Source organism: Pseudomonas sp. NFX5, from assembly GCF_049132125.1.
In the GTDB taxonomy this organism is placed as follows: domain Bacteria; phylum Pseudomonadota; class Gammaproteobacteria; order Pseudomonadales; family Pseudomonadaceae; genus Aquipseudomonas; species Aquipseudomonas marginalis.
The window spans coordinates 41816-64653 of the sequence record NZ_JAFMZG010000024.1; the positions used below are offsets into that span (position 1 = coordinate 41816).

20 protein-coding genes are annotated in these 22838 nt (G+C 62.5%); 18 read left to right on the forward strand and 2 right to left on the reverse strand.

Annotated elements, in window-relative coordinates; all coding sequences use genetic code 11:
• The 11 genes from waaC (at position 1) to J1N02_RS15990 (ending at position 11599) form a co-directional block, all read left to right on the forward strand.
• Complete coding sequence (waaC, locus tag J1N02_RS15940) at positions 1–1062, forward strand: lipopolysaccharide heptosyltransferase I (protein ID WP_027604955.1); 1062 nt, start codon at positions 1–3, stop codon at positions 1060–1062.
• Entirely contained in the window at positions 1062–2186 is a 1125-nt protein-coding gene (locus J1N02_RS15945; protein WP_092359405.1) for a glycosyltransferase family 4 protein, read from the forward strand. The genes waaC and J1N02_RS15945 overlap by 1 nt, the downstream gene beginning before the upstream one ends.
• On the forward strand, positions 2183–2989 hold the full coding sequence (gene rfaP, locus J1N02_RS15950) for a lipopolysaccharide core heptose(I) kinase RfaP (protein ID WP_092359403.1): 807 nt from the start codon (positions 2183–2185) through the stop codon (positions 2987–2989). The genes J1N02_RS15945 and rfaP overlap by 4 nt, the downstream gene beginning before the upstream one ends.
• Positions 2989–3723, forward strand: coding sequence for a lipopolysaccharide kinase InaA family protein (locus tag J1N02_RS15955; RefSeq protein WP_027604952.1), 735 nt, complete (start codon positions 2989–2991; stop codon positions 3721–3723). Before rfaP ends, J1N02_RS15955 begins: the two co-directional genes overlap by 1 nt.
• A complete protein-coding gene (locus J1N02_RS15960) occupies positions 3720–4472 on the forward strand; it encodes a lipopolysaccharide kinase InaA family protein (protein ID WP_098480493.1) in 753 nt (250 codons plus the stop codon). The genes J1N02_RS15955 and J1N02_RS15960 overlap by 4 nt, the downstream gene beginning before the upstream one ends.
• Positions 4472–5929, forward strand: a complete 1458-nt coding sequence (locus J1N02_RS15965; RefSeq protein WP_098480492.1) for a lipopolysaccharide kinase InaA family protein — start codon at positions 4472–4474, stop codon at positions 5927–5929. The genes J1N02_RS15960 and J1N02_RS15965 overlap by 1 nt, the downstream gene beginning before the upstream one ends.
• 72 nt (positions 5930–6001) lie before the next feature.
• Complete coding sequence (locus J1N02_RS15970) at positions 6002–6880, forward strand: DUF3800 domain-containing protein (protein ID WP_098480491.1); 879 nt, start codon at positions 6002–6004, stop codon at positions 6878–6880.
• 307 nt (positions 6881–7187) lie between these two features.
• The gene (locus J1N02_RS15975; protein WP_092359401.1) at positions 7188–8174 is read left to right on the forward strand and encodes a sugar ABC transporter substrate-binding protein; all 987 of its coding nucleotides are present in this window, start codon (positions 7188–7190) and stop codon (positions 8172–8174) included.
• Positions 8174–9697 (forward strand): sugar ABC transporter ATP-binding protein, encoded by a 1524-nt coding sequence (locus J1N02_RS15980; protein ID WP_098480490.1) that lies wholly within the window; start codon positions 8174–8176, stop codon positions 9695–9697. The genes J1N02_RS15975 and J1N02_RS15980 overlap by 1 nt, the downstream gene beginning before the upstream one ends.
• On the forward strand, positions 9690–10676 hold the full coding sequence (locus tag J1N02_RS15985; protein WP_108573639.1) for an ABC transporter permease: 987 nt from the start codon (positions 9690–9692) through the stop codon (positions 10674–10676). Before J1N02_RS15980 ends, J1N02_RS15985 begins: the two co-directional genes overlap by 8 nt.
• A complete protein-coding gene (locus tag J1N02_RS15990; RefSeq protein ID WP_092359394.1) occupies positions 10673–11599 on the forward strand; it encodes an ABC transporter permease in 927 nt (308 codons plus the stop codon). The genes J1N02_RS15985 and J1N02_RS15990 overlap by 4 nt, the downstream gene beginning before the upstream one ends.
• 180 nt (positions 11600–11779) lie before the next feature.
• On the opposite strand, the gene J1N02_RS15995 is transcribed toward J1N02_RS15990, so the two are convergent.
• Positions 11780–13879 (reverse strand): TonB-dependent receptor family protein, encoded by a 2100-nt coding sequence (locus J1N02_RS15995; RefSeq protein WP_368961437.1) that lies wholly within the window; start codon positions 13877–13879, stop codon positions 11780–11782.
• Positions 13880–14163: 284 nt separating this feature from the next.
• On the opposite strand from J1N02_RS15995, the gene J1N02_RS16000 reads away from it, so the two are divergent.
• From J1N02_RS16000 to J1N02_RS16030, 7 genes are read left to right on the forward strand one after another with little or no spacing between them, the layout of a single operon-like run.
• Positions 14164–15921 carry a carbamoyltransferase gene (locus tag J1N02_RS16000; RefSeq protein ID WP_027604944.1) on the forward strand — a complete coding sequence of 586 codons (1758 nt, stop codon included), beginning with the start codon at positions 14164–14166 and terminating at the stop codon, positions 15919–15921.
• On the forward strand, positions 15905–17035 hold the full coding sequence (locus tag J1N02_RS16005; protein WP_027604943.1) for a glycosyltransferase: 1131 nt from the start codon (positions 15905–15907) through the stop codon (positions 17033–17035). Before J1N02_RS16000 ends, J1N02_RS16005 begins: the two co-directional genes overlap by 17 nt.
• Complete coding sequence (locus tag J1N02_RS16010; protein WP_027604942.1) at positions 17035–17931, forward strand: GNAT family N-acetyltransferase; 897 nt, start codon at positions 17035–17037, stop codon at positions 17929–17931. The genes J1N02_RS16005 and J1N02_RS16010 overlap by 1 nt, the downstream gene beginning before the upstream one ends.
• Complete coding sequence (locus J1N02_RS16015) at positions 17928–19325, forward strand: PIG-L deacetylase family protein (protein ID WP_169899252.1); 1398 nt, start codon at positions 17928–17930, stop codon at positions 19323–19325. Before J1N02_RS16010 ends, J1N02_RS16015 begins: the two co-directional genes overlap by 4 nt.
• Before the next feature lie 23 nt (positions 19326–19348).
• The gene (locus J1N02_RS16020) at positions 19349–20305 is read left to right on the forward strand and encodes a glycosyltransferase family protein (protein ID WP_421147483.1); all 957 of its coding nucleotides are present in this window, start codon (positions 19349–19351) and stop codon (positions 20303–20305) included.
• 51 nt (positions 20306–20356) lie between these two features.
• Positions 20357–21121 carry a hypothetical protein gene (locus J1N02_RS16025; protein WP_027604939.1) on the forward strand — a complete coding sequence of 255 codons (765 nt, stop codon included), beginning with the start codon at positions 20357–20359 and terminating at the stop codon, positions 21119–21121.
• Positions 21122–21160: 39 nt separating this feature from the next.
• Positions 21161–22258 (forward strand): glycosyltransferase, encoded by a 1098-nt coding sequence (locus tag J1N02_RS16030; protein WP_027604938.1) that lies wholly within the window; start codon positions 21161–21163, stop codon positions 22256–22258.
• On the opposite strand, the gene J1N02_RS16035 is transcribed toward J1N02_RS16030, so the two are convergent.
• Positions 22247–22813 carry a hypothetical protein gene (locus tag J1N02_RS16035; RefSeq protein WP_027604937.1) on the reverse strand — a complete coding sequence of 189 codons (567 nt, stop codon included), beginning with the start codon at positions 22811–22813 and terminating at the stop codon, positions 22247–22249. The genes J1N02_RS16030 and J1N02_RS16035 overlap by 12 nt on opposite strands.
• Between the last annotated feature and the right edge of the window lie 25 nt (positions 22814–22838).

The window sequence follows — 22838 nt, forward strand, 5'->3', positions numbered from 1 at the left end:
TTGCGGGTACTGGTAATCAAGACCTCATCCCTGGGCGACGTGATCCACGCCTTGCCGGCACTGACTGACGCGGCACGGGCGATCCCCGGCATTCGCTTCGACTGGGTGGTGGAAGAAGGCTTTGCTGAAATCCCCACCTGGCATCCGGCGGTGGACAAGGTGATCCCGGTGGCGATCCGCCGCTGGCGCAAGAACCTCTGGCAAACCTTCAAGAGCGGCGAGTGGCGGCGCTTCAAGCAGCAAGTCCAGTCGACCAAGTACGATCTGGTGATCGATGCCCAAGGCCTGTTCAAAAGCGCCTGGCTGACCCGCTACGTGCGGGCTCCGGTGGCCGGATTCGACAAACACTCGGCCCGTGAGCCGATTGCGGCGCGCTTCTACTCGCGGCGCCTGGCCGTGGCCCGTGGGCAGCATGCGGTGGAGCGTTTGCGCCAACTGTTCGCCGTGGCCCTCGGCTATGACTTGCCCAAAGGCTTGGGCGACTACGGCCTCAGCACCGAAAAACTGCTCGGCCTGCCGCCGAAAAAGCCCTTCGTCCTGCTGCTGCACGGCACCACCTGGGACACCAAGCATTGGCCCGAAGCCTACTGGCGCGAGTTGGCTGAACGTATGGGCCGCCTGGGCGTGGACGTGAAGTTGCCGTGGGGCAACGCCGCCGAAAAGGCCCGGGCGGAGCGCCTGGCCCAAGGCCTGAACAACGCCGAAGTGCTGCCCAAGCTGAACCTGGCCGGCGTGGCCCGGGTATTGGCCGGCGCCCGCGCCTGTGTGGCGGTGGACACCGGACTCGGGCATTTGGCGGCGGCATTGGATGTGCCGACCATTTCCCTGTTCGGCCCCACCAACCCCGGCCTGACCGGCGCCTACGGCAAGGGCCAGATTCACCTGGCCAGCGACTTTGCCTGTGCGCCGTGCCTGCAAAAACAATGTACCTATCAACCGACGGCCGACGACCTGCGTCGGTTCGACATCAAGCGCGAGTCGCCTCTGTGTTTCACGCGCCTGAACCCTGAGCGTGTGGCAACCCGGCTGAGCACGTTGTTACTGGCTGAGGAGCTGCACTGATGCAACTGGCTTTTGTTCTGTACAAATATTTCCCCTTCGGCGGCCTGCAGCGCGATTTCATGCGCATCGCCCTGGAGTGCCAGCAGCGCGGCCATCAGATTCGTGTCTACACGCTGATCTGGGAGGGCGACATCCCGCCCGGCTTCGAAGTGCTGGTGGCGCCGGTCAAGGCGTTCTTCAACCATCGGCGCAACGAGAAGCTCAGCGCCTGGATGGAGGCCGACCTGGCCAAGCGCCCGGTGGACCGCCTGATCGGCTTCAACAAGATGCCCGGCCTGGACGTGTACTACGCGGCCGATGGCTGCTTCGAAGACAAGGCACAAAACCTGCGCCATTCGCTGTACCGCAGTTTTGGCCGCTATCGCCACTTTGCCGAGTACGAGCGCGCGGTGTTTGCCAAGGACGCCAAGACCGAAATCTTGATGATTTCCGAAGTGCAGCAGCCGCTGTTCATCAAGCATTACGACACGCCGCTGGAGCGTTTCCACCTGCTGCCACCGGGCATTGCCCAGGACCGCCGAGCGCCGCCGAATGCGGCCGAGATTCGTGAAGGCTTCCGCAAGGAGTTCAACCTGGGCGATGACGACCTGCTGCTGGTGCAGATCGGTTCCGGCTTCAAGACCAAGGGCGTCGACCGCAGCCTGAAAGCGCTGGCCGCATTGCCGGCTGAGCTGAAAAAACGCACGCGCCTGTTTGTCATCGGCCAGGACGACCCCAAGGTATTCCAACTGCAAAGCGCCACCCTCGGGCTGGGCGATAACGTGCAGTTCCTCAAGGGGCGCAGCGATATTCCGCGCTTCCTGCTGGGCGCCGACCTGTTGATCCACCCGGCGTACAACGAAAACACCGGCACCGTGTTGCTCGAAGCCCTGGTGGCCGGGTTGCCGGTGCTGGTCTCGGCCGTATGTGGTTATGCCCATTACATCGCCGAAGCCGACAGCGGCCTGGTGCTGGACGAGCCGTTTGAACAGGCTCAGTTGAACCAGTACCTGGCGCAGATGTTGACCGATTCTGCACAGCGCGCGGCCTGGGGCCGCAATGGGTTGGCCTTCGCCGAGACGGCCGACCTCTACAGCATGCCGCAGCACGCTGCGGATGTGATTCTGGCGGAGCCAAAACGATGAAGTTGATTCTTGCCGAACCGTTCAAGACGTTATGGGCCGGGCGTGACGCCTTCGCCGAAGTCGAGAAACTGCAAGGCCAGGTATTCCGTGAACTGGCGGCGCGTCGCACGCTGCGCACCGAGGTGGATGGCCGCCCGTATTTCGTCAAAATCCACCGCGGCATCGGCTGGGCGGAAATCTTCAAGAACCTGATCACCGCCAAGCTGCCGGTGCTCGGCGCCGGCCTGGAATGGGATGCCATTCACCGCTTGCAGGCGATCGGCGTGCCGACCATGACCGGCGTGGCCTTCGGCGAAAAAGGCAGCAACCCGGCGGACCAGCACTCGTTCATCATCACCGAAGAGCTGGCGCCGACCATCAGCCTTGAAGACCTGACCATCAACTGGGTCGCCGAACCGCCCACACCTGCACTGCGCCATGCGCTCACGGCCGAACTGGCGCGCATGGTCGGCGACATGCACCGGGGCGGCGTGAATCACCGCGACTGCTACCTGTGCCACTTCCTGCTGGACACGTCCAGGCCGATCGACCCACGCAACATCAAGCTCTCGGTGATCGACCTGCATCGGGCGCAAATGCGCGCCCATCTGCCGCTGCGCTGGCGCGACAAGGACCTCTCCGCGCTGTATTACTCAGCGTTGGACATCGGCCTGACCCGGCGCGATAAATTGCGCTTCCTCAAGGGCTACTTCCGCCAGCCGCTGCGCCAGGTCCTGGCCGAGCAATCGGCGTCCCTGAGCCTGATGCAGCGCAAGGCCGACAAGCTCTACGCGCGCAAGCAACGTTATGGGGATGCGATCTGATGGCGGGTTGGAACCTGGAGCCTGCCTACGCCGCACTGGCGGATGATTTTGGAAGCCTCGAAGCGGTGTTTGCCCTGCAAGGCGAGCGGCTGACCCGCGACCCGCTGTCGGAAGTGATCCGGGTGGAGCGTGGCGGGGTCAACTACTACGTCAAACGCTACACCGGCGCCGGCAAGGGCCTGCGGCGTTACCTGGGCAAGCCGCGGGTCAAGTCCGAATGGCAGAACCTCAAGCGCTTCGCCAAGTGGGGCATTCCCACCGCCGATGTGGTTGCCTGGGGCCTTGAGCGCAGCGGCCTGGCCTATGATCGTGGCGCAATGATCACCCGCGAGTTGCCGAGGACCGAAGACCTCTCGGTCCTGGCCGAACGTAAGGATGCGCGCCTGCGCGACCCCAAGTGGGTCAACGCGGTCAGCCGCCAGCTCGCCGAATACACGCGCACCATGCACGATCATCGCTTTACCCATAACGACTTGAAGTGGCGCAACCTGCTGATCGACGACCAGGCCACCCTGTACCTGATCGATTGCCCCAACGGCGATTTCTGGCGCGGTTTCTGGCTCAAGTATCGCATCACCAAGGACCTGGCCTGCCTGGACAAGGTGGCCAAGTATCACTTGTCGGCCACTCAGCGCCTGCGCTTCTACATGCAGTACCGTGGGTGTCGGCACCTGAGTGAGTCGGACAAACGGCGGATTCGCCACGTAGTGAAGTTTTTCGAGGGACGTGAATGAGTGATTTCCTGGCGGCTGAAGATCGCGCCCTGCTGGAGCGCCACGGCCTCGCGACATTCGACGCCCTGTGGGCCCGGCAACTGGACGCGGTGGACGAGCCGAACACCAGCCGTGGCGGCTGGAGCAGCGTGTTTCGCCTGGAGCTCGACGGCCACGGCTATTACCTCAAGCGCCAGAGCAACTACCTCACGCGCAGCTTGCACCGGCCATTGGGCGAGCCCAGTTTCTCCCGCGAGTTCCGCAACATCAGCCGCTACCGCAAGCTCGGGATCCCGGCGTTGCAGGCGGCGTTCTACGGTGAGCGCAAAGTCGCCGGTGAGCACCGCGCGATGCTGCTGACCCGTGCCCTGGACGGTTGGAATGACCTGGATTCATTGCTGGAGCAATGGGCGCAACTCAGCGATGCCCAGCACCACGCGATCCTGCTGGCCTGCGGTCAACTGGCGCGCCGGTTGCACAGCGTCGGCCAGGTGCATGGCTGTTTCTACCCCAAGCATATTTTCCTGCAGGCCACCGGGGACGGCTACGCCGCGCAGTTGATCGACCTGGAGAAAACCCGCCCGCTGCTGTTCGGCTGGCGTGACCGGGTCAAGGACCTGGAGCCGTTGTTGCGCCGGGCACCGCAGTGGTCGGACGCACAGGTGCGTCAATTGCTGGCGGCTTACCTCGATCAGCCCGAAGGCAGCGCGCTCGTCACCACCTGGCTGCAACGCCTGACGAAGCGGCGTAGCCACAAGGAGAACCGTTGATGCGCCTGTCCGAGTTGAAAAACGCCGGCCGCACGCCGAGCCTGCCCCTCACTGTCGACCTGGCGGATGCCGCCGGCCCTGGCCAACTGCAACTGCTGAGCCTGTTGCGGGTGTTGCCGGGCGAGCGTTACGTGGGCGCGGCGATCTGGCGCGGGCGTCCGGTGCTGGCCAAGTTATTGGTGGGCGGCAAGGCCGCGCGGCATTTCCAGCGTGAACTCAGCGGCGTACGCCTGCTGGCCGAGCAAGGCCTGACCACCCCGCTGTTGCTCGCCGATGGCTTGCAGGACGGCGAGGGCGGCTGGCTGCTGTTCGAGTTTATCGAAGGTGCCGAGAGCCTGGCCGATGCCTGGCACGCCGTTGAAGCGCTACCGCCACTGGCCGACGAGCAAACCGCCGTGCTGGCCGAGGCCCTGGGTGCGATCGGCCAGATGCATGCCAAGGGCCTGTGGCAGGAAGACCTGCACCTGGACAACCTGCTGCGCCGGGACGGCAAGCTGTACTTGATCGATGGCGCCGGCATTCGTGTTGAAGAGGCGGGCAAGCCCCTGTCGCGCGACCGTGTGCTGGAAAACCTCGGGGTGTTTTTCGCCCAGTTGCCGAAAAACCTCGAGCCGTTTACCGAAGAACTGCTGGTGTACTACCTGCTGAGCAACGGCGAGCACGCCTTGCCCCTGCAAGCCCTGGAAAAACAGGTGCGCAAGGTCAGCGCCTGGCGTTTGAAGGACTTGTTGAACAAAGTGGGGCGCGACTGCACGCTGTTCAGCGTGGTGCGTGGCGCCTTTGCCTTGCGCGCGATCCGTCGCGAGGAAGAGCCGGCGATGCTGCCGGTGCTGGAGCAGGCGGATGCGTTGCTCGACCAGGGCCACCTGTACAAGACCGGTGGTGCGGCCAGCGTGGCCAAGGTCGATGTGGCCGGCCGGCCATTGGTGATCAAGCGCTACAACATCAAGGGCTTCGCCCATTGGCTCAAGCGCTTCTGGCGCCCGAGCCGCGCCTGGCATTCCTGGCGCGAAGGCAATCGCCTGGCGTTCCTCGGCATCGCCACGCCCAAGCCATTGGCCGTCCTGGAAAAGCGCTGTTTCTGGCTGCGCAGCCGCGCTTACCTGGTTACCGAATACCTGCCGGGCCCGGACATCATCGAGCGTTTCGCGCCCTATATCGAACACGGTGACGCGCCGGAAAACGAACTGCTGGCGCTGGACCAGTTGTTCGCCGAGCTGATTCGCGAGCGCATCAGCCATGGCGACTTCAAGGGCCATAACCTGTTCTGGGATAAGGATCGCTGGTCGCTGATCGACCTCGACGCGATGTGCCAACACAGCTCTGCCGCCAGCTTCGCCCCGGCGTATGCCAGGGACCGTGCGCGGTTTATGCGGAACTGGCCTGAGAGTAGTGCGTTGTATCAGATGATTGATCAGCGTTTGCCGAAAGGGGTTCAGACTGGTGGCCCTCTGTAGCAGAGCTTCGGGGCAATATGGGTGTAGGTGGGCGACCTAGAAAACACTTGAAACCCCAGGATTAACTATCCAATGGCAGATGAAAAACCAACCTCTCCGCAGTTTCTGCTTTTTGAAAGTGAGAGTGAGGCGGAGCGTGTTGCAGAAGTTGTGGCAGCGAAACCGCCAAAAGGGGAGTTCAGCGACTTCATCGTCTATGTGGATGAAAGTGGCGATCATGGGATGCAGACACTTGATGTCAACTACCCCATGTTTGTTTTAGCTTTCTGTGTTTTCCATAAGAGGCACTATTGCGAAAAGGTCATCCCTGCCCTTCAAAAGTTCAAGTTCAATCATATGGGGCATGACCTTGTTGGCTTGCATGAGCTGGAAATCCGTAAGGAAAAAGGGGCGTTCTCCAGTATGTTTGTCTCTCGCCAACACAAGCATGTTTTCCTGGAGGAGCTGACCAGCATCATTGAGTCGAGCAATTTCGTCTTGATCAGTTGTGTGATTGATAAAGCTACGCTTAGAGAGCAGCAAGGCCCAATACACAACCCCTACCATCTGGCTTTGGGCTTCTGTCTTGAGACGCTTCACGAGTTTTTACATGAGAAAAATCAGCAGAGCGCACTGACGCATGTGATTTTCGAGCGTCGAGGTCGTAAAGAGGATAACGAGCTTGAGTTGGAGTTTCGTCGGATGTGCGATGGAGCCAACCGTCCAGGTATCCGCCTACCATTTGACATCGTGTTTGCCACGAAGCAGGTCAACTCTACGGGGTTGCAGCTTGCGGATCTTGTTGCGCGCCCCATCGGCATGAGCGTTTTACGACCGGGCCAGGAAAATCGTGCCTTTGACGTGCTCAAACGCAAGTTTTATTGCAGTGGAGGGCGGAGCAAGGTGGGAGAGGGCTTTGAAAATTGGGGGCTGAAAATTTTCCCTACTGCTGAAAGCGAAAAGCCCCGGTGAGACTCACCGAGGCTATAACGCCGACCGGGATCCCCCAGTCCATTTGCGGCAAATTCTATGTCCGCGATTTTAGAGTGTCAACGCGCAGCACCTGAGTAACCGACGGCCGTGGTTGTGCGAGTCTACTGACGCGCTCAATAGTAAGAGCTGTTGCCTGAGCAACAGTTATCAGACAGTTGTTGGCCCAGAACGACAGCCCGCCTTAACCCGCAAACGTTATCCCCTTGATTTGACGTAATAAAAATCCTGGCACGGGCTCTGCAATGCCTCCTGGTGAACCCTTTCACCGGTCGCAGCGGAGCCCTGTATGCCTTCCAGCCTTTCCTCGCTTTCCCGTTTGATCTGCCTTGGCGCCGCGCTGTTGCTGGGCCATGTCGTCAGTGTCCAGGCTGCCGAGGGCGATGAGGCCGTGCCGTCCCTGGCCGGCAAGCGCATTGCCGTGAGCATGACCGGCACCAGCCACTATTTCGATATCAAGGCGTTCCAGGCCCAGGTCGATGAGATCAAGCGCCTGGGCGGCACGCCGATCACCCTCGATGCCGGGCGTAACGACAAGAACCTGGTGACCCAGCTGCAAACCGTGGTCACCCAGAAACCCGACGCCGTGATCCAGACCCTCGGCACCCTCAGCGTGATCGACCCCTGGCTCAAGCGCATCAGCAAGGCCGGCATCCCGCTGTTCACCATCGATGCACCGTCCCAGTACAGCCTCAACAACACCACCTCCGACAACGTCGCCACCGGCAAGGCGTTGGCCGATCAGTTGATCAAGGACGCCGGCGGCAAAGGCAAGATCCTGGTGTTCAACGGTTTCTACGGCGTGCCGGTGTGTGCGATCCGTTATGACCAGTTGAAGCTGGCGCTCAAGGATTACCCCCAGCTGGAGATCATCCAGCCGGAGCTTCGCGACGTGATCCCCAACACCGTGCAGGATGCTTATTCACAAGTCTCGGCGCTGCTCAACAAGTACCCGGCGGGCAGCGTCTCGGCGATCTGGTCGGCGTGGGACATTCCGCAGTTGGGCGCGAGCAAGGCGCTGATCGATGCCGGGCGCACCGAGATCAAGACTTACGGCGTCGACGGTACGCCGGAAGTGCTGGCGCTGCTCGGCCAGGCAAATTCGCCGGTGGGGGCGGTGGTGGCGCAGCAACCGGCGTTGATCGGCAAGACCGCTGTGCAGAACGTGGCGCGCTACCTGGCCGGGCAACGAGACCTGCCCAAGGAAACCCATGTGGCCACGCTGCTGACCACCGCGGCCAACCTGGACCAGGTTCAGCAACTGCGGGGTGACTGATGCCGGCATTGCACCTGCAACACTTGCATAAACGCTTTGGCGCCACCCTGGCGCTGGATGACGCAAGCCTTAAAGTCGAACGCGGCAGCATCCACGGCCTGGTGGGGGAGAACGGTGCGGGCAAGTCGACCTTGATCAAGATCCTGGCCGGCATCCACAAGGCGGACGCGGGGCAGGTGAGTATCGATGGCCAGTCGTACGCCGCCTTGTCACCGCGCCAGGTGGATGCGCTGGGCGTGCAGTTCATCCATCAGGAGCGTCTGTTGCCCGCCAGTTTTACCGTGGGCGAGGCGCTGTTTTTCGGGCATGAATTGCGGCGCGGGCCCTTTGTGGATCGACGCCGGCAGCAACGTGAAGCCGAGCGCTTGCTGGCGGAATATTTTGATCTGCAATTGCCCGCCGGTGCGCTGGTGAGCGAGCTGAACAGCGCCGAACGCCAGGTGCTGCAAATCACCCGGGCGTTGATTCGCCAGCCCAAGATCCTGGTGTTCGACGAGCCCAGCGTGGCCTTGGTCAAGCGTGAAGTCGACCAGTTGCTGCGCATCGTCAAGCGCCTGCGCGACCAGGGTTTATCCATCCTGTACATCTCCCATTACCTACAGGAAATCGACAGCCTCTGCGATGAAGTCACGGTGCTGCGCAATGGTCGGGACGTGGCGGTGGTGCAGCCCCGGCATACGTCCAGCGCCGAGATTGCGCGGCTGATGGTAAATCGCGAGGTGCAGGAGATGTACCCCAAGGCCAAGGTTGCACCGGGAGCGCCGCTGTTGCAGGTACGCGGGTTGAGCCTGGCGCGGCGCTATCGGCAGATCGATCTGGAGGTGCGGCGCGGAGAAATCGTCGGCCTGACCGGGCTGGTCGGCTCGGGAGCCAAGGAGTTGTTCAAGACACTCTTCGGTGTCGAGCGCGCCGACAGCGGCAGTGTGCATCTGGACGGGCGTTTGCTGCGCCTGCGTTCGCCGGCCCAGGCGATTGCCGAGGGCCTTGCGCTGGTGCCGGAAGAACGGCGCAGCCAGGGGATCTCGCCAGTGCTTTCGGTGCTGGAAAACCTCACGCTGGCGGGGCTCGGGCGGTTCAGCCGCTGGGGCTTGTTGAGCCGCCGCAAGGAGCAGGCGGAAAGCCTGCGGCTGATCGACGAATTGGCGATCAAGGCGCCGGGGCCCCAAGCGGCGGTCAGCCAGCTCAGTGGCGGTAACCAGCAGAAGGTCGCCCTGGGGAAGTGGCTGAGCCGCCGCTCGGCGGTGTACCTGCTGGATGAGCCCTGCGTGGGCGTGGATGTGGGGGCCAAGGTGGAGATCTACCGCTTGATCGGGCGCTTGGTGGAAGAGGGGGCGGCGGTGTTGGTGCTGTCGTCGGATTTGCCGGAGTTGTTGGGGATCAGTGACCGAATCCTGGTGCTGCATCGGGGTGAGATCGCCGGTGAATTCCGTGCCGGGGAGGCGGACAGCGATCAGTTGCTGGCCTGTGCGACGGGAGCCGTGGCTGCGGCGGCTTTAAGCGCTCGAGAGGTGGAACATGCTTGAAACGGCGACGCCTGGGTTATCGCAGCGGTTGTGGGTGCTGGTGCTGCGCCGTGGGTCGGTGGGCGTGTTTGTGGCGATCCTGCTGGGGTTTGCCGTGGCTGCGCCGAATTTTCTGTCGGTAGGCAATCTGGCCAATGTGTTCAGCCAGTCGGCGATCCTCGGCGTGCTGGCCTTCGGGCTCACCTGCGTGATTATCGGCGGCGGCTCGAACGTGGTGGCTGGAGGGCTGGACCTGTCGCTGGCGGCCAACCTGGGCTTGTGCGCGGCGGTATTCAGCCGCCTCAATAATGCCGGCCTGGATCTCGGGTTGACGTTGCTGCTGACTCTGGGCTGCGGTTTGGCGGTCGGCTTGCTGAATGGGCTGGCCGTGGTGGTGCTGCGTTTGCCGCCGTTGCTGGCGACCCTGGCGAGCATGAATGTATTGGCGGGGCTGGAGTTGGTGTTGACGGAGAACACGGTGGTCTCCACGGACTCGCCGCTGCTGGACCTGCTCAGTGGTGGCACCTGGTTGGGCGTACCGGCCCTGGCCTGGGTGCTGCTGGTGACGGCGGGCGTGTTGACGCTGCTTATCCAGCACTCGGCCTATGGGCTGCGCCTGCATGCGGTGGGCGAATACCCCCAGGCGGCCGAAGCGGCGGGCATTGGAGTGCCCGTCTACGTATTGTCGAGCTATCTGCTGTCCGGTCTATGTGCCGCGGTGGCTGCGCTGTGTTCGGCGGCGTTCTTCAGCGGCAGCACCACCGGCTCCGGTGACATGCTGCTGTCGGTGGTGGCGATCGCCTTTCTCGGCGTGGTGTTTTCCCGCCGGCTGGTGGCGAGCATTCCTGGGACGTTGCTGGCGGCGCTGTTGATTGGTTTTCTGATCAATGGCTTTCAACTGCTTAACCTCTCCAGCTTCTGGGTCAATGGTGTGCAGGGCGTGTTGATCCTGCTGGTCGTCGCAGCCTCCAGTGCAGTGAACCGAGGGGCGACGGCATGAACGCACGCGCCGTATTGCCGCTGACATTGCCACTGGTATTCACCCTGATTGTCGTGGTGTTTGCGCTGCAAGCGCCGGGCTTCCTCAGTGCAGGCAACCTGCAAAGCCTGGTGCTGAACAACTTCGTGCTGCTGGCGATTGTCGCTATCGGCATGACCTACGCGGTGGCGGCCGGTGGCATCGACCTGTCGGTGGGCACGGCGCTGGACTTTGCCAGTTTCAGCTTTGTGGTGCTGCTCAATGGCGGCCATGGCTGGGCGGTGGCGGCCACGGGCGCGCTGGCGGCGGCGCTGCTGGTGGGGCTGGTCAACGCCGGCCTGATTGCCGGGCTGCGCATCAGTCCGTTCCTGGCCACCCTGGGCACCCTGTTTATCGGCACCAGCGCCCAGCAACTGCTCTCGGACGGCGGCCAGCCGATCTATATCAGCCAAGGCTTGAAGCCTGAGCTCACTGGGCTGACACCGCTGCTGGTGGTAGTGGGGCTGGCGCTGTTCTACGGCCTGGCCCTGGCGCGCGGACGCCTGGGCCGTGAGTTGCTGGCCCAGGGCACCCAGCCGCTGCTGGCGTATTACTCGGGGTTGTCGGTGCGGCGCATCGTCACCGTCGTGGCCCTGGCTACCGCCCTGGCCTGTGGGGTGGCCGGTGTGTTGCTCAGCTCGACAGTCAGCGCCTATGTGCCGCTGTCCGGGAACGCGTTTTTGCTCAACGCGATTGGCGCGGTGTTTATCGGCGCCACCTTGAGTCGACAGGGACGGGCGAATGTTCCGGGGACCCTGCTCGGAGTGCTGTTTATCAACGTGATCGCCAACGGGCTGCTGCTGATCGGCTGGAATTTCTACTGGCAGCAGGTGGCGACCGGGGTGCTGATCTTTATCGTGCTGAGCTTCAGTTTCGCCAGCCGGCGGATGCTGGAGCGCGTCTAGTGTTGCACCCCGAAAGCTGGACTCCATCCGACGCTTGGGGGCATGAGCAAACTCCCCTTATTGCATAAACAATTTCAGGCGGCCGCATTCCTGTGGTGAGGGGGACAAGCCCGCTCGCCACAGGGGTTCCGGTTTGCTGCGCGACAGCGCGGGGCCTCCCACATTGAAGGTGTGGTGCGTTCAGAATTGATACTCCGCACCCGCCCCGGCATACCACGAGCGCCCAGGCGCCGCCTCGTAGTAGCGGCCATTGCCGTCGCCGACGATCACCGAACCGACGTACTGGCGGTCCAGCAGGTTATCCAGGCGCAGGGTCTGGTGGAAGGTCCAGTGTTCGACCTTCTGCTCGAACCGTGCGCGCCAGTTGAACACGCTGTAGCCCGGCGCGGCGTGTTGGCTGTTGGTGTCTTCGACGTAGACCTTGCTGCGGTACAGGCCTTCGACAGCGGTACTGACCCAGTCCCGGGGTTTCCAGTTAAGCTCGGCGAACAGCGTGGTTTGCGGCACGCCGGGGAGGTAGTTGCCTTTGTCCACGGCAGTTGTGCCACTGGTGAAGTCGCTGTCGTAGGTGGCTTGCAGGCGCGTGTAGGCGAGGTTGGTGCTCCAGTGTTCGGCGAGTTGGCTTTCGATGCCCAGTTCGAAGCCGCGACGCAGGGTGCGGCCGGCGTTTTGGTAAGTGGTGCGCCCTCCGCTGGATTGCTGCACTACCAGTTCGTCCTCGGTGGTGATCTGAAAGAGGGCCGCATTCACGCGGGTGTCCTGGCCAATGCGAGCTTTCAGGCCGATTTCATACTGTTTGCTGACCGATGGCTTGAGCGCAAAGTTGAAGCCGTTCGCCGTGCTGGAGTACGCGGACTCGGCCTGGGTTGGGGTTTCGAAACCTTTGCCCGCGCTTACATAACCGTGCAAGTCAGGTGTGAAGGCGTACATGACGCTGACCGACGGCGTGTTCTTCTGGTAGGTCTTGCTGCCGCTGTCGTTGCCGTCGCTGAGGAAGTGATCGTCTACGTCCATTTCCATGGTGCTGTGGCGCAGGCCGGCTTGCAGGGTCCAGTCACCCAGCAACCAGTTGGCTTGCACGAACGGGTCGAGGCTGGTGGCGGTGTCGATTTCATCGCGGCCCAAGGCCCCTTTGACACCATGCACCCCATTGACGGTGTTGGAATAACCTTGGCGATCATCCTGGCTGCGGTCGTAGTCGAGGCCGGTGATCAGGGTCAGCTCGCCGGGTGCGCTGGTGATGGGTTGCAGCCAATGGAGGGAGCCGCCATAGAACTTGCGGTCGAAAGCTACCACACCGCCGCGAGCGTTAGCCGGGTTGGCGGCGCCACTGCCGAACCTGTCCGGGATCGACAGATACTGAATCACACTCCGCCGCCCGGTATACCCGTTCACCTGCAGCGTCGCATCACCGAAATACCGCTCATAATTCATGCCCAATTGCTGATGATCGATACTTTTGCGCGTGTTGTACGTCAGCGCATTGCTGCTCACCGAGCGCGGGTCGGCCTTGTAGGCGTCCCAGGTCTGCCCCAGTGGATCCTGGGTACCGTTCTGCTCCAGGCTGCTGTAGATCAGCGCCAGCTTGCTGTCGTCATCCGGTTGGAAGTTGAGCTTGGCGAAGGTCTGGTCGCGACGGGCGCTGCTGTGGTCGCGGTAGCCGTTGGTATCCATGCGCGAGGCATCGAGTACGAAGCCTGCGCCATTGGCCGCGCCTTCGGCGCTCAGGTGGTTCTTGTTCAGGCCGTCGCTGCCCACCAGGGTTTCGGCGCCGATGCGTGGCGGGCCTTCGCCATCGCGGGAAAACATCTGGATCACGCCGCCGGCATTGCTGCCATACAGGGTGGCGGCCGGGCCGCGCAGCACTTCGATACGCTCGGCGGTGTCGAGGTTGAACGTGGCGGCCTGGCCCTGGCCATCCGGGGTGCTGGCGGGGATGCCGTCGGCGATCAGCTTGATGCCGCGCACACCGAACGCCGAGCGGGCGCCGAAGCCACGGGAGGAAATCTGCAGGTCCTGGGCATAGTTCTGGCGGTTCTGCACCACCAGGCCGGGCACGCGGGACAAGGCTTCGGAGGCGTTGATGCCCAATTGGCCGTCGCTGATCTGCTCGCGGCCGATGCCGTCCACGGAGTAGGGCAGGTCGAAGGTCGGGCTGGCGCTGCGCGAGCCGGTGACGACGCTGGGGTCGAGGATCAGCGCGGGGTCGTCAGCCTGGGCGACGCCGCACAGGGCGAGCAGGCCGGGCAGCAACAGGTTGAAGCGAGCGAGAGGGGTCATGAGTCAGCCGGAATCCGTGGCGCTTAGGGTGTAAACGCGCAAAAGGGCGCGAGTTTAGTGACTGGGAAGATTTTTATCATTCAGGAATTCGGCTACGCGCCCCATCAGCGCGCTCGCACTGTGCACACGGCGATGCTGCAGGCGACTCTTGCCGCTCGCCGCTAACAGCTTCCCACTGCTTTTGAGCTATAATCCCGCCCTTTAGCTGTTTCCTGCCCAGGCGGGAAGCACACTTTTTTCAGGCGCAACCCGCCTGCATGCAGACTAAAAGAGGCTAGACCCCTGTGGCATTGACGATTCTTGGCCTGTCCGGCGCCCTTAGCCATGATCCTTCCGCAGCCTTGTATATCGACGGCAAGCTGATCGCGGCCGCCGAAGAAGAGCGCTTCGTACGCGACAAACATGCAAAGAACCGCATGCCCTACGAGTCGGCGAAGTTCTGCCTGGAACAGGCCGGCATCAAGCCTTCCGACGTCGATGTGGTGGCGATCCCGTTTGCCCCGATCAGCCTGTTCGGCGAGGCGCGCTGGCACTACGCCAAGCGTTACTGGTACGCCCCGGACCGCGCGCTTGACGCGATCCTGATGGGCAACCGTCGCTACAAGCGCTATCGCAACAAGATCGTCTGGTGCCTGGAGCAACTGGGCTTCGATCCGAAGAAAATCAAGATCGAACCGGTTGAACACCACCTTGCCCACGCGTCCAGCGCCTACCACTGCTCCGGCTTCCAGGAGAAGACCGCGATCCTCGGCATCGACGGCAAGGGTGAGTACGCCACCACGTTCTTCGGCTACGGCGAGAACGGCAAGATCCACAAGATCAAGGAATTCTACGATCCGGACTCCCTCGGCGGCCTGTACGGCGCGATCACCGAGTTCCTCGGTTTCGAGATGCTCGACGGCGAGTTCAAGGTCATGGGCATGGCGCCGTACGGCGATGCCAGCAAGTACGACTTCTCGCGCCTGGCCTCGTTTGAAAACGGCGAGCTGGTGATCAACACCGACTACGCCAACGTCATCGGCCTGCGCCGTTATAAAGAGAAGGGCAAGGGCTTCTACTTCTCGCCGAAACTGATCGAGTGGCTGGGCCCCAAGCGCGAAGGCGACATCGCCGACGAGCCGTACATCCACTACGCCGCCAGCATGCAGGCGCTGTTTGAAAAGCTGGCCTTGCAGATGATCGACCATTACCTGGGCGACATCCTCAAGGACACCGGCAAGCTGGCCTTCGCCGGCGGCTGCGCGCTGAACGTCAAGCTGAACCAGAAGATCATTGCCCGTGACGACGTGAAAGAGCTGTTCGTGCAACCGGCGTCCGGCGATGCCGGCACTGCTGTCGGTGCCGCCGCGTACGTGTCCCACGCCCGTGGTGTACCGGTGGAGAAGATGGAACACGTCTACCTCGGTCCGTCCTACAGCAATGAAGACGTGATCGCCGCCTGCGCCAAGCACGAGAGCAAGCCGAACTGGCGCAGGATCGAGAACATGCCCAAGCGCATCGCCAAGATCATGGTCGACGGCAACCCGGTGGCCTGGTTCCAGGGCCGCATGGAGTTTGGCCCGCGCGCCCTGGGCGGTCGTTCGATCATCGGTTGCCCAAGTGCGACCGGCGTGGCAGACCGCATCAACCACCAGATCAAGTTCCGCGAGCGCTGGAGGCCTTTCTGCCCGTCGATGCTCGACACCGTAGCGCCCCAGATGATCAAGGTCGACCACCCGGCGCCGTTCATGACCTTCACCTTTGAAGTGTCGGAAGAGTGGAAGACCCGCGTGCCGGAAGTGGTGCATGAAGACGGCACCTCCCGCGCCCAGGTGCTCAAGCGCGAATACAACCCGCGCTACTACGACATGATGAAAGAGCTGGAAGTACTGACCGGCAACGGCGTGTCCCTGAACACCTCGCTCAACCGTCGTGGCGAAGCGATGATCTGCTCGCCGACCGACGCGCTGAACATGTTCTTCGGCTCCGACCTGCAGTACCTGATCATGGAAGACATCCTGGTCGTCAAGGACGGCGTGGACCCTTATGACGCGCTCGGCTGAACGCCACGTCCTGCAGTTCTGCCATGGCTATGACGGGCCGTTCCTGGACTGCGCGCGACAGTACGCGAGCCTGTTCGCAGGCTCCGGCTACAAGGTGACCACGGTGTTTCTCACCGGGGTCGCCGACCCGCACGTGGCCGCCGGTTGCGCGTCCGATGAAGTGTTGTTCATGGAATTCAGCTCCAAGGCCATTCGTGGCCTGAAGCTGGGTGCCATCCGTGAATTGCGCAAGATCGCCGCATCGCGCAACTTCAGTTTTTGTATCGCGCACCGTTTCAAGCCGATCTACATCGCCTTGCTCGGCACGCGGCTGCCGGTGATTGGCGTGCATCACGCCTTTGGTGACTACCAGCGTCGCAGTCGCAGGCTGTTTGCCGGGATCTTCCGCAAGCGCCTCAGCCTGCTGGGGGTTTCCGACGCGGTGCGTGACGATATGCGCCGCTGCCTGCCGACCTGGCCGGCGGCGCGCATCCAGACGTTGTACAACCGCATCGACGTCGACGCCTTGCAGGCCACCCAGGTGCCTGCACATGAGGCGCGTGACGCGTTGGGGTTGTCGCCGGACGAATGGGTGGTCGGCAATGTCGGTCGCCTGCACCCGGACAAGGACCAGGCCACATTGCTCAAGGGCTTTGCCCAGGCGCTGGCGCACTTGCCGGCCGAAAGCCGCCTGGCCATCCTCGGCAGCGGGCGCCTGGAGCAGGACCTCAAGGCCCTCGCACGGGAGCTGGGCATTGCCGACAAGGTGTTGTTCCTCGGCCAGGTGCCGGAGGCGCGCCGCTATTTCCGTGCTTTCGATGTGTTTGCCCTGAGCTCCGACCATGAACCCTTTGGCATGGTGCTGCTGGAAGCCATGGCGGCCGGCGTCCCGTTGCTGGCCACGGCCTGTGGCGGCGCGAAGGAAGTGGTCGAAGGCGTGGGTATCCTGTTTCCCTTCGGCGATGCCGGACACCTTGCCCAGGGGCTGCGGCACCTGGCAGCGATGGACCAACACCAGCAACGGCAGTGCGCCGAGATGATGCTGGTGCGCCTGCGCGAGCGTTTCTCGGATCAGGCGGTACGCGATACCTTCTGGCAATTGCCGCACGTTATTGAACTGACCGCGGGGGCTTGATGCTCAATCGATTCCAAGGCTGGCGCGAGCGTGGCTGGTCCGTCGTCGACGCGCCGGTCTACAGCGATGCCTGGCAACGTTTTGGCGGCAGTGTCGCGACCCACCCGCAAGTGATCGAACGTCTGGCCGGGCTGGCCGACATCCCGGTGCGTTACCTGGCCTGGGAGCAGGGTGGCGAGCTTCAGGCCTGCATCGCGACCTGGGGGCGCGACCTGGCCTTGTCCAAGGATGTGCTCAAGCAGCGCGGCAAAAAAGGCCTGTTCGACCTGGGCAACGCCGAGTTGATCCTGCCCGCCGCGCCTGCAGCCCAGGCGCCCTTGCGGCACCGTGCACGCTATTTGTCGGCCCTGAATGAAGGCCGTTTCAGCGGCCTCAAGCCCCAGGCCGAACAGTTGGCCATGGCCCGCACCCCGGAAGAACTGTCGAAGAAGTTTCGCTACAACCAGCGTCGCGAACTGCGCTTGCTGGAAGAGGCCGGTGGGGTGGTGCGACCGGTGAGCGAGTTTTCCAGTGGGGAGTTGGCCGCGATCTACTGCGATCTGTTCCTGCGCCGCTGGGGCTTTGTCGCCACCGGCGCCGAGCGCATGGCCGAGGTGATCGAGTTGCTGCGCGAATGGCTGATCGGTTCGGTGATCTTCCTCAATGATGCGCCCATCGCTGTCCAGTTGGTGTACCGGGTCGAGTCGCCGGAGTGGATCAGCGTGGAGTACGTCAACGGTGGTGTCGACCCTGAAACCCGTGCGTTCAGCCCGGGCAGTGTCCTGAGCTTCCTCAACACCCAGGGCGCCTGGGAACAGGCCCGTGAAGTGGGCAAGCCGCTGCGTTTCTCCTTTGGGCGTGCCGACCGCGAGTACAAGGACCGTTGGTGCAACCCTGTGCCGGTGCTGACCGTATGAGCCGCAAACAGCAATTGCTCAAGCACCATCGGCGCAACAAACGGGTCGGTTTGCTGATCGGCTTGCTGCTGCTGGTGGTGATCGGTATCTGGGTGGCGTGGTGGCTGCCGTTGGTGCTCGGTGTGCTGGCCTGGGTCGCCCACGAGGCATGGTTTGCCGACCATCTGTTTTATGCGCCCAACGAAGACTACCGATACCGGTTTTCGACGGATGCCGAGGTGGCTGGGGTTCGCTTCGACGGTGACCGGCTGCGGGTGGATTCGCTGCTGCAAGCCGAGGCGACCCTGGTATTGGCTATCAAGGTCAAGAGTGGTTGGTTGGGACGTTTCCTGGATCCGGCCATTGAGATTCTGGGCGGCGAGAGCACTGACCGACAGGCCTTCGAGCGCGGGGTGAATGGCGTTCGCTACCTGAACCTCAGTGGCTGGGCGCCGGCCCTGATGTCCGGTGAGCTGCGCTTGCGCGGGCGTTTTTGTACTGTGCAGGGCGCTCCTCGGCTGTGGGCCTGGGGCACGCCGGATTATTCGGCGCAGCGGGTCATGGTTATCGCGCCTCATGCCGACGATGCCGAATTGGCTGCCTTCGGTCTTTACAGCCAGGCCGAGAAGCCGTGGATCGTGACCCTTACCGCCGGTGAAATCGAAGCCGAGCACTATCAACGCATGGGCCTGGATCCGGTCGAGGCCGCGCGGACCAAAGGGCGTTTGCGCGCCTGGGACAGCATAGCCGTGCCGCTTTGGGCCGGTGTGCCACAGGCACACTGCGTGCAGCTGGGTTACTTCTGCCTGCAACTGCCGGCGATGCGCGCTGCGCCTGATCAGCCGATCGCTTCGCGCGAGGCCGACCTGTCGGATACCCGCCTGTTCCGCCAATTCAACCCTTTCCCGTTGCCGGCGGATGCCGATGGCCTGCCGACCTGGCAAAACCTGCTCGCCGATCTGCGTCAGTTGCTGCTGACCGCGCGCCCTGAAGTGATTGTCTTGCCCCATCCGGTCCTGGATCCCCATCCGGACCACATCTGCGCGCAGCAAGCGGTGATCGAAGCCTTGCAAGGTCTGGAGTGGCAGCCGACCACCGTGCTCGGCTACGCCAACCATCTGCATGACAACGACCGCTGGCCCATGGGCGACGCGGGCGCCGGAATTGCCCTGCCGCCGCTGTTCGATGACACGCTGGAACTGTGGCCGTGCAGCCTGTCGCTGTCGCCGGCCCGGCAGCGCGACAAGGCCATGGCGCTGGGCATGATGCATGACCTGCAACCCGCCCCTCCGTTCAAGCGTCGTGTGCGGCGCTGGCTGCAACGGGTCTTGGCGGGGCGGGCGCGGTCGCCTTATGGTGAGAACGAGTTTTTCCGCAAGGCCGTACGACGGCATGAGTTGTTCTGGCGTTTGTGACGGCAGTTGTGAAAGGGAAGGTCATGAAAGTTTTGTTTCTGGTACAGAAAGAACAGCGCGCGATTCTGGATCGCCTGTACGAAGGCATTGCCGAGCACTGCGAGTGTGATACCCGCTGGCTGAGCAGTGCTGAGCAGCGCAACCTGCGCGGTTACTTCAAGCGTGAAGTCGACGTGAGCCGTTATGACCGCATCGTGTTCTTCCTGCGGTTCAAGCAGGAGATTCGCCAGGCCGGCTTTATCCGTACGATCCCGAACCTGGTGATCCTCGAACACGATGCCTACCAGAACTACATTCCCTGCAAGTACACGGGCAAGTTCAGTGCCCATTACCGTCGCTTGCCGTGGGTGCGGGTTATCAGTTCGGGGCATATGGTGACCGAGCGCCTGCGCGCCGAAGGCTTCGATGCGGTGTTCGTGCCCAAGGGCTACGATCAGGCGCTGTTGCAGGCCCAGGGATTGGAGCGCGACATTGAGCTGGCATTTGTCGGCAGCACCAACAGCGTGGCCTACAGTGGTCGCAAGGCATTGCTCGATGAGTTGGCCCGCGTTGAACCTTTGGTGGTTACGCGCACCAAATCCGGTGAGGAATATTGCGCAACCCTCAACCGGATTCGTTTTTTCGTCAGTGCCGACGTGGGCATGGGCGAGTATATGATCAAGAACTTCGAAGCCATGGCCTGTGGTTGTGTGCTGCTGGCGTTTGACCAGGGCGCCGCGGAAAACCAGGCCCTTGGTTTCAAGGACATGGTCAATGTGGTGTTCTACAAAGACATTCCCCAGTTGCAGGAAAAACTCGCTGCATTGCGATCCAATCCTCAACTGGCGGCCGAGATTGCGCGCAACGGGCAGGACCTCGCGGTCAGCCAGTTCAGCTTTGCGCGCATCGGCCAGCGCATTGTCGAGGCGCTGAATCCGCCGCTGCGGCCCCGGGCACCGTTGAGTTTGCTGGAAACGCTGCGCTTGAAACTAGGCGTTTGATATCTGCCAGGTGGCCGCGCTTGGTGGCCTTATGATATTATCGAGGCTTGAATGCAATTCTCCGCTCAAAGCGATATAACGCTCGTCGTGACCAGTTGTGGTCGCTTCGATTTGCTGAAGCGCACGCTCGCGAGCTTCGATCTGTTCAATACAGCGGCCATCCGCGAAGTCTTCATTACCGAAGACTCTGGCGATGACGCGGTACGCCTGGCGATTCCCGAGCATTGGCTCGGCCATTGCACGTTCCTGATCAACCGCCCGAAGCTGGGGCAATTGGCATCCATCGACTTGGCCTACGGGTCGGTCAAGACCCCGTACATATTCCATTGCGAAGATGACTGGGCGTTTTATCGACCCGGGTTTGTCGAGGATTCGAAGACCGTGCTGGAGCAGCGTCCCGATATTCTCCAAGTCTGGTTGCGCAATTACGTTTACGACTTGCAGGTGCACAGCCCCTATATTCATCTGGGGCCGCGCGAGGTGATTGGCGGGGTACCTTGTTATTCCTTGCTGTCCGACAAGCCTGAGTGGCAAGGGTTCTCGCTGAACCCGGGGCTGCGACGTATCAAGGAATACCGGTTATGTGCGCCCTATGCCGGGTTCGAGGGTGAGAAAGGGCTTTCCAGGCGTTACGCGCAGCTGAACCTGGGCGCCGTCACCCTGGAGGGCGATGCGGTCTTGCACACCGGTTTCGGTTTGCATGTGGCGACGGCGGAAGAGCGCTTGACCAAGGCGCGGCGCAAGCGGCGAGAGCGGGTCAAGCTGGTGCTCATGCTGATCCTGGGGGTCGGCATCGGTTGGTTGATCCGCCAGTAAATACGACGAGCCACACCAACGCCGCATAAGGTTTTTTCGATGAGTATTCTCAACATCATGTGGGCTGGTGGCTCTGCATTCGCTTCGGTGCAGAAGGTTCATCAGCAAATACTGGCCCAGGCCGACAGCGATGTACCGGTGCACACCTGGTTGCTTCAGGGCAGCGCCGCCGGCAGCGATGGCCTGGTAGAGCAGGCCGTCGAGTGGAACCTCTCATCCGCCAGGCTCAAGGGGCGGCACCTGTGGAAGTGGCTGATGCCGTGGATGCGTGCGCGCTTCCAGAAGGCCCTGCCTGAGGATGTGCAGGTTGTACTGCTGGATGGCATCGGTGTCGCGCGGGTGCTTTTACCGGTGCTCAAGCACCTGCCGCAGGTGCGGGCCGTGGTGATTTTTCATGGTGTCACGCGCTTGCGCAAAGCTGATCGCAAACTCTTCGAGCAACTCCCGGCGTCGCAACTGACGCTGGCGGCCGTGTCGCAAACCCTCGCCGGTTCCCTTGAGCGTTACCTGCAAAGGCCCGTGGCGGTGCTGCGCAGTGCCTTCGATCCTGCGGTGTTTCGTGCCGCCGCGCTTGCCCGTGAGCCGGCGCGATCCCGCCTGGGGCTGCCGTTGGATGGCTCGCCGGCAGTGGGGGCGGTAGGTAGACTGGTCGACGGCAAGGGGTTCGGCTGTTTGCTGGAGGCCTTTGCCAGTGCGACGGCCGATCGGCCGGATGCGCGCCTGGTGATCATCGGCGAGGGGCCGGCGAGGCCCAGGCTTGAGGCGCGTATCGAGGCGCTTGGCTTGCGCGACAAGGTGTACCTGCCGGGGCATATTCCTGAGGCGGCGACCCTTTATCGGGCGTTTGACTGGGTCGCCATTCCGTCGACGGAAGAGGGCCTGGGGTTGATCCTGCAAGAGGCGGTGATGGCCGGCGTGCCTGTACTGACCAGCGAACTGGCAGTGTTCCGCGAACAACTGGGTGATGCCGGCTGGTACGCGCCCGTAGACAGCGCCACGTCCTGGGGGCAACTCCTGGCACGCGCGTTCGTGAGTTCCGGCGTGCAGGTTGTCGAGGCTCAATCGCGGGCGTTGGCGCCGGAGCAGGCCTGGAACGATTTCACTGAAACCACCCGGCGGCTGTTCTCATGCCGCTAGCAGTGCTTGCTCCAGTGCTTGCATTGGAAAGTGTTCGTTCAGCTTCTCGCGCGCAATATAGCGGGCGAAGTGTTGCAGGTTGCGCCTTGCCAGTTCCGGGTTCAGGGGCGCGCGCAGGAAGCGCATGTCGGCCACATCGATCAGGCCCATTTCATTGTCCGGTGTCACGACAATATTGCCCAGGTGCAACGAACGGAAGTAGATGCCCGCGCCATGCAGGCGGCGAATAAGGGCCACCAGCGGGTCGAGGTTGGTGTGCCAGTCAAAGCCTTCACGGTTGGAAATCTGGCGCAGCGTTTCGCCCGGCAAGGGGCGGTAGAGTACGGCGGTCATGCCGGGCGCCGTCAGTTGAAAGAACGCGAGCACGGTCAGGGTCGGGATGCCCCGTTGTTGCAACTGCGCCACGTTGTCGATGAAACGCTTGGAGTACGGGCGGAACAGCGCGGACGACAGCAGGCGCTTGCGGCGAAACAGCTTGAGGATGTTCCCGTCGGTCAGCAGGTAGACTTTGGGCCCGTAGCTGTCCTGTTCCAGGATTCTGGCACCTTCAATCATCGCGGTTAAATCGGCTTGGGAAAGC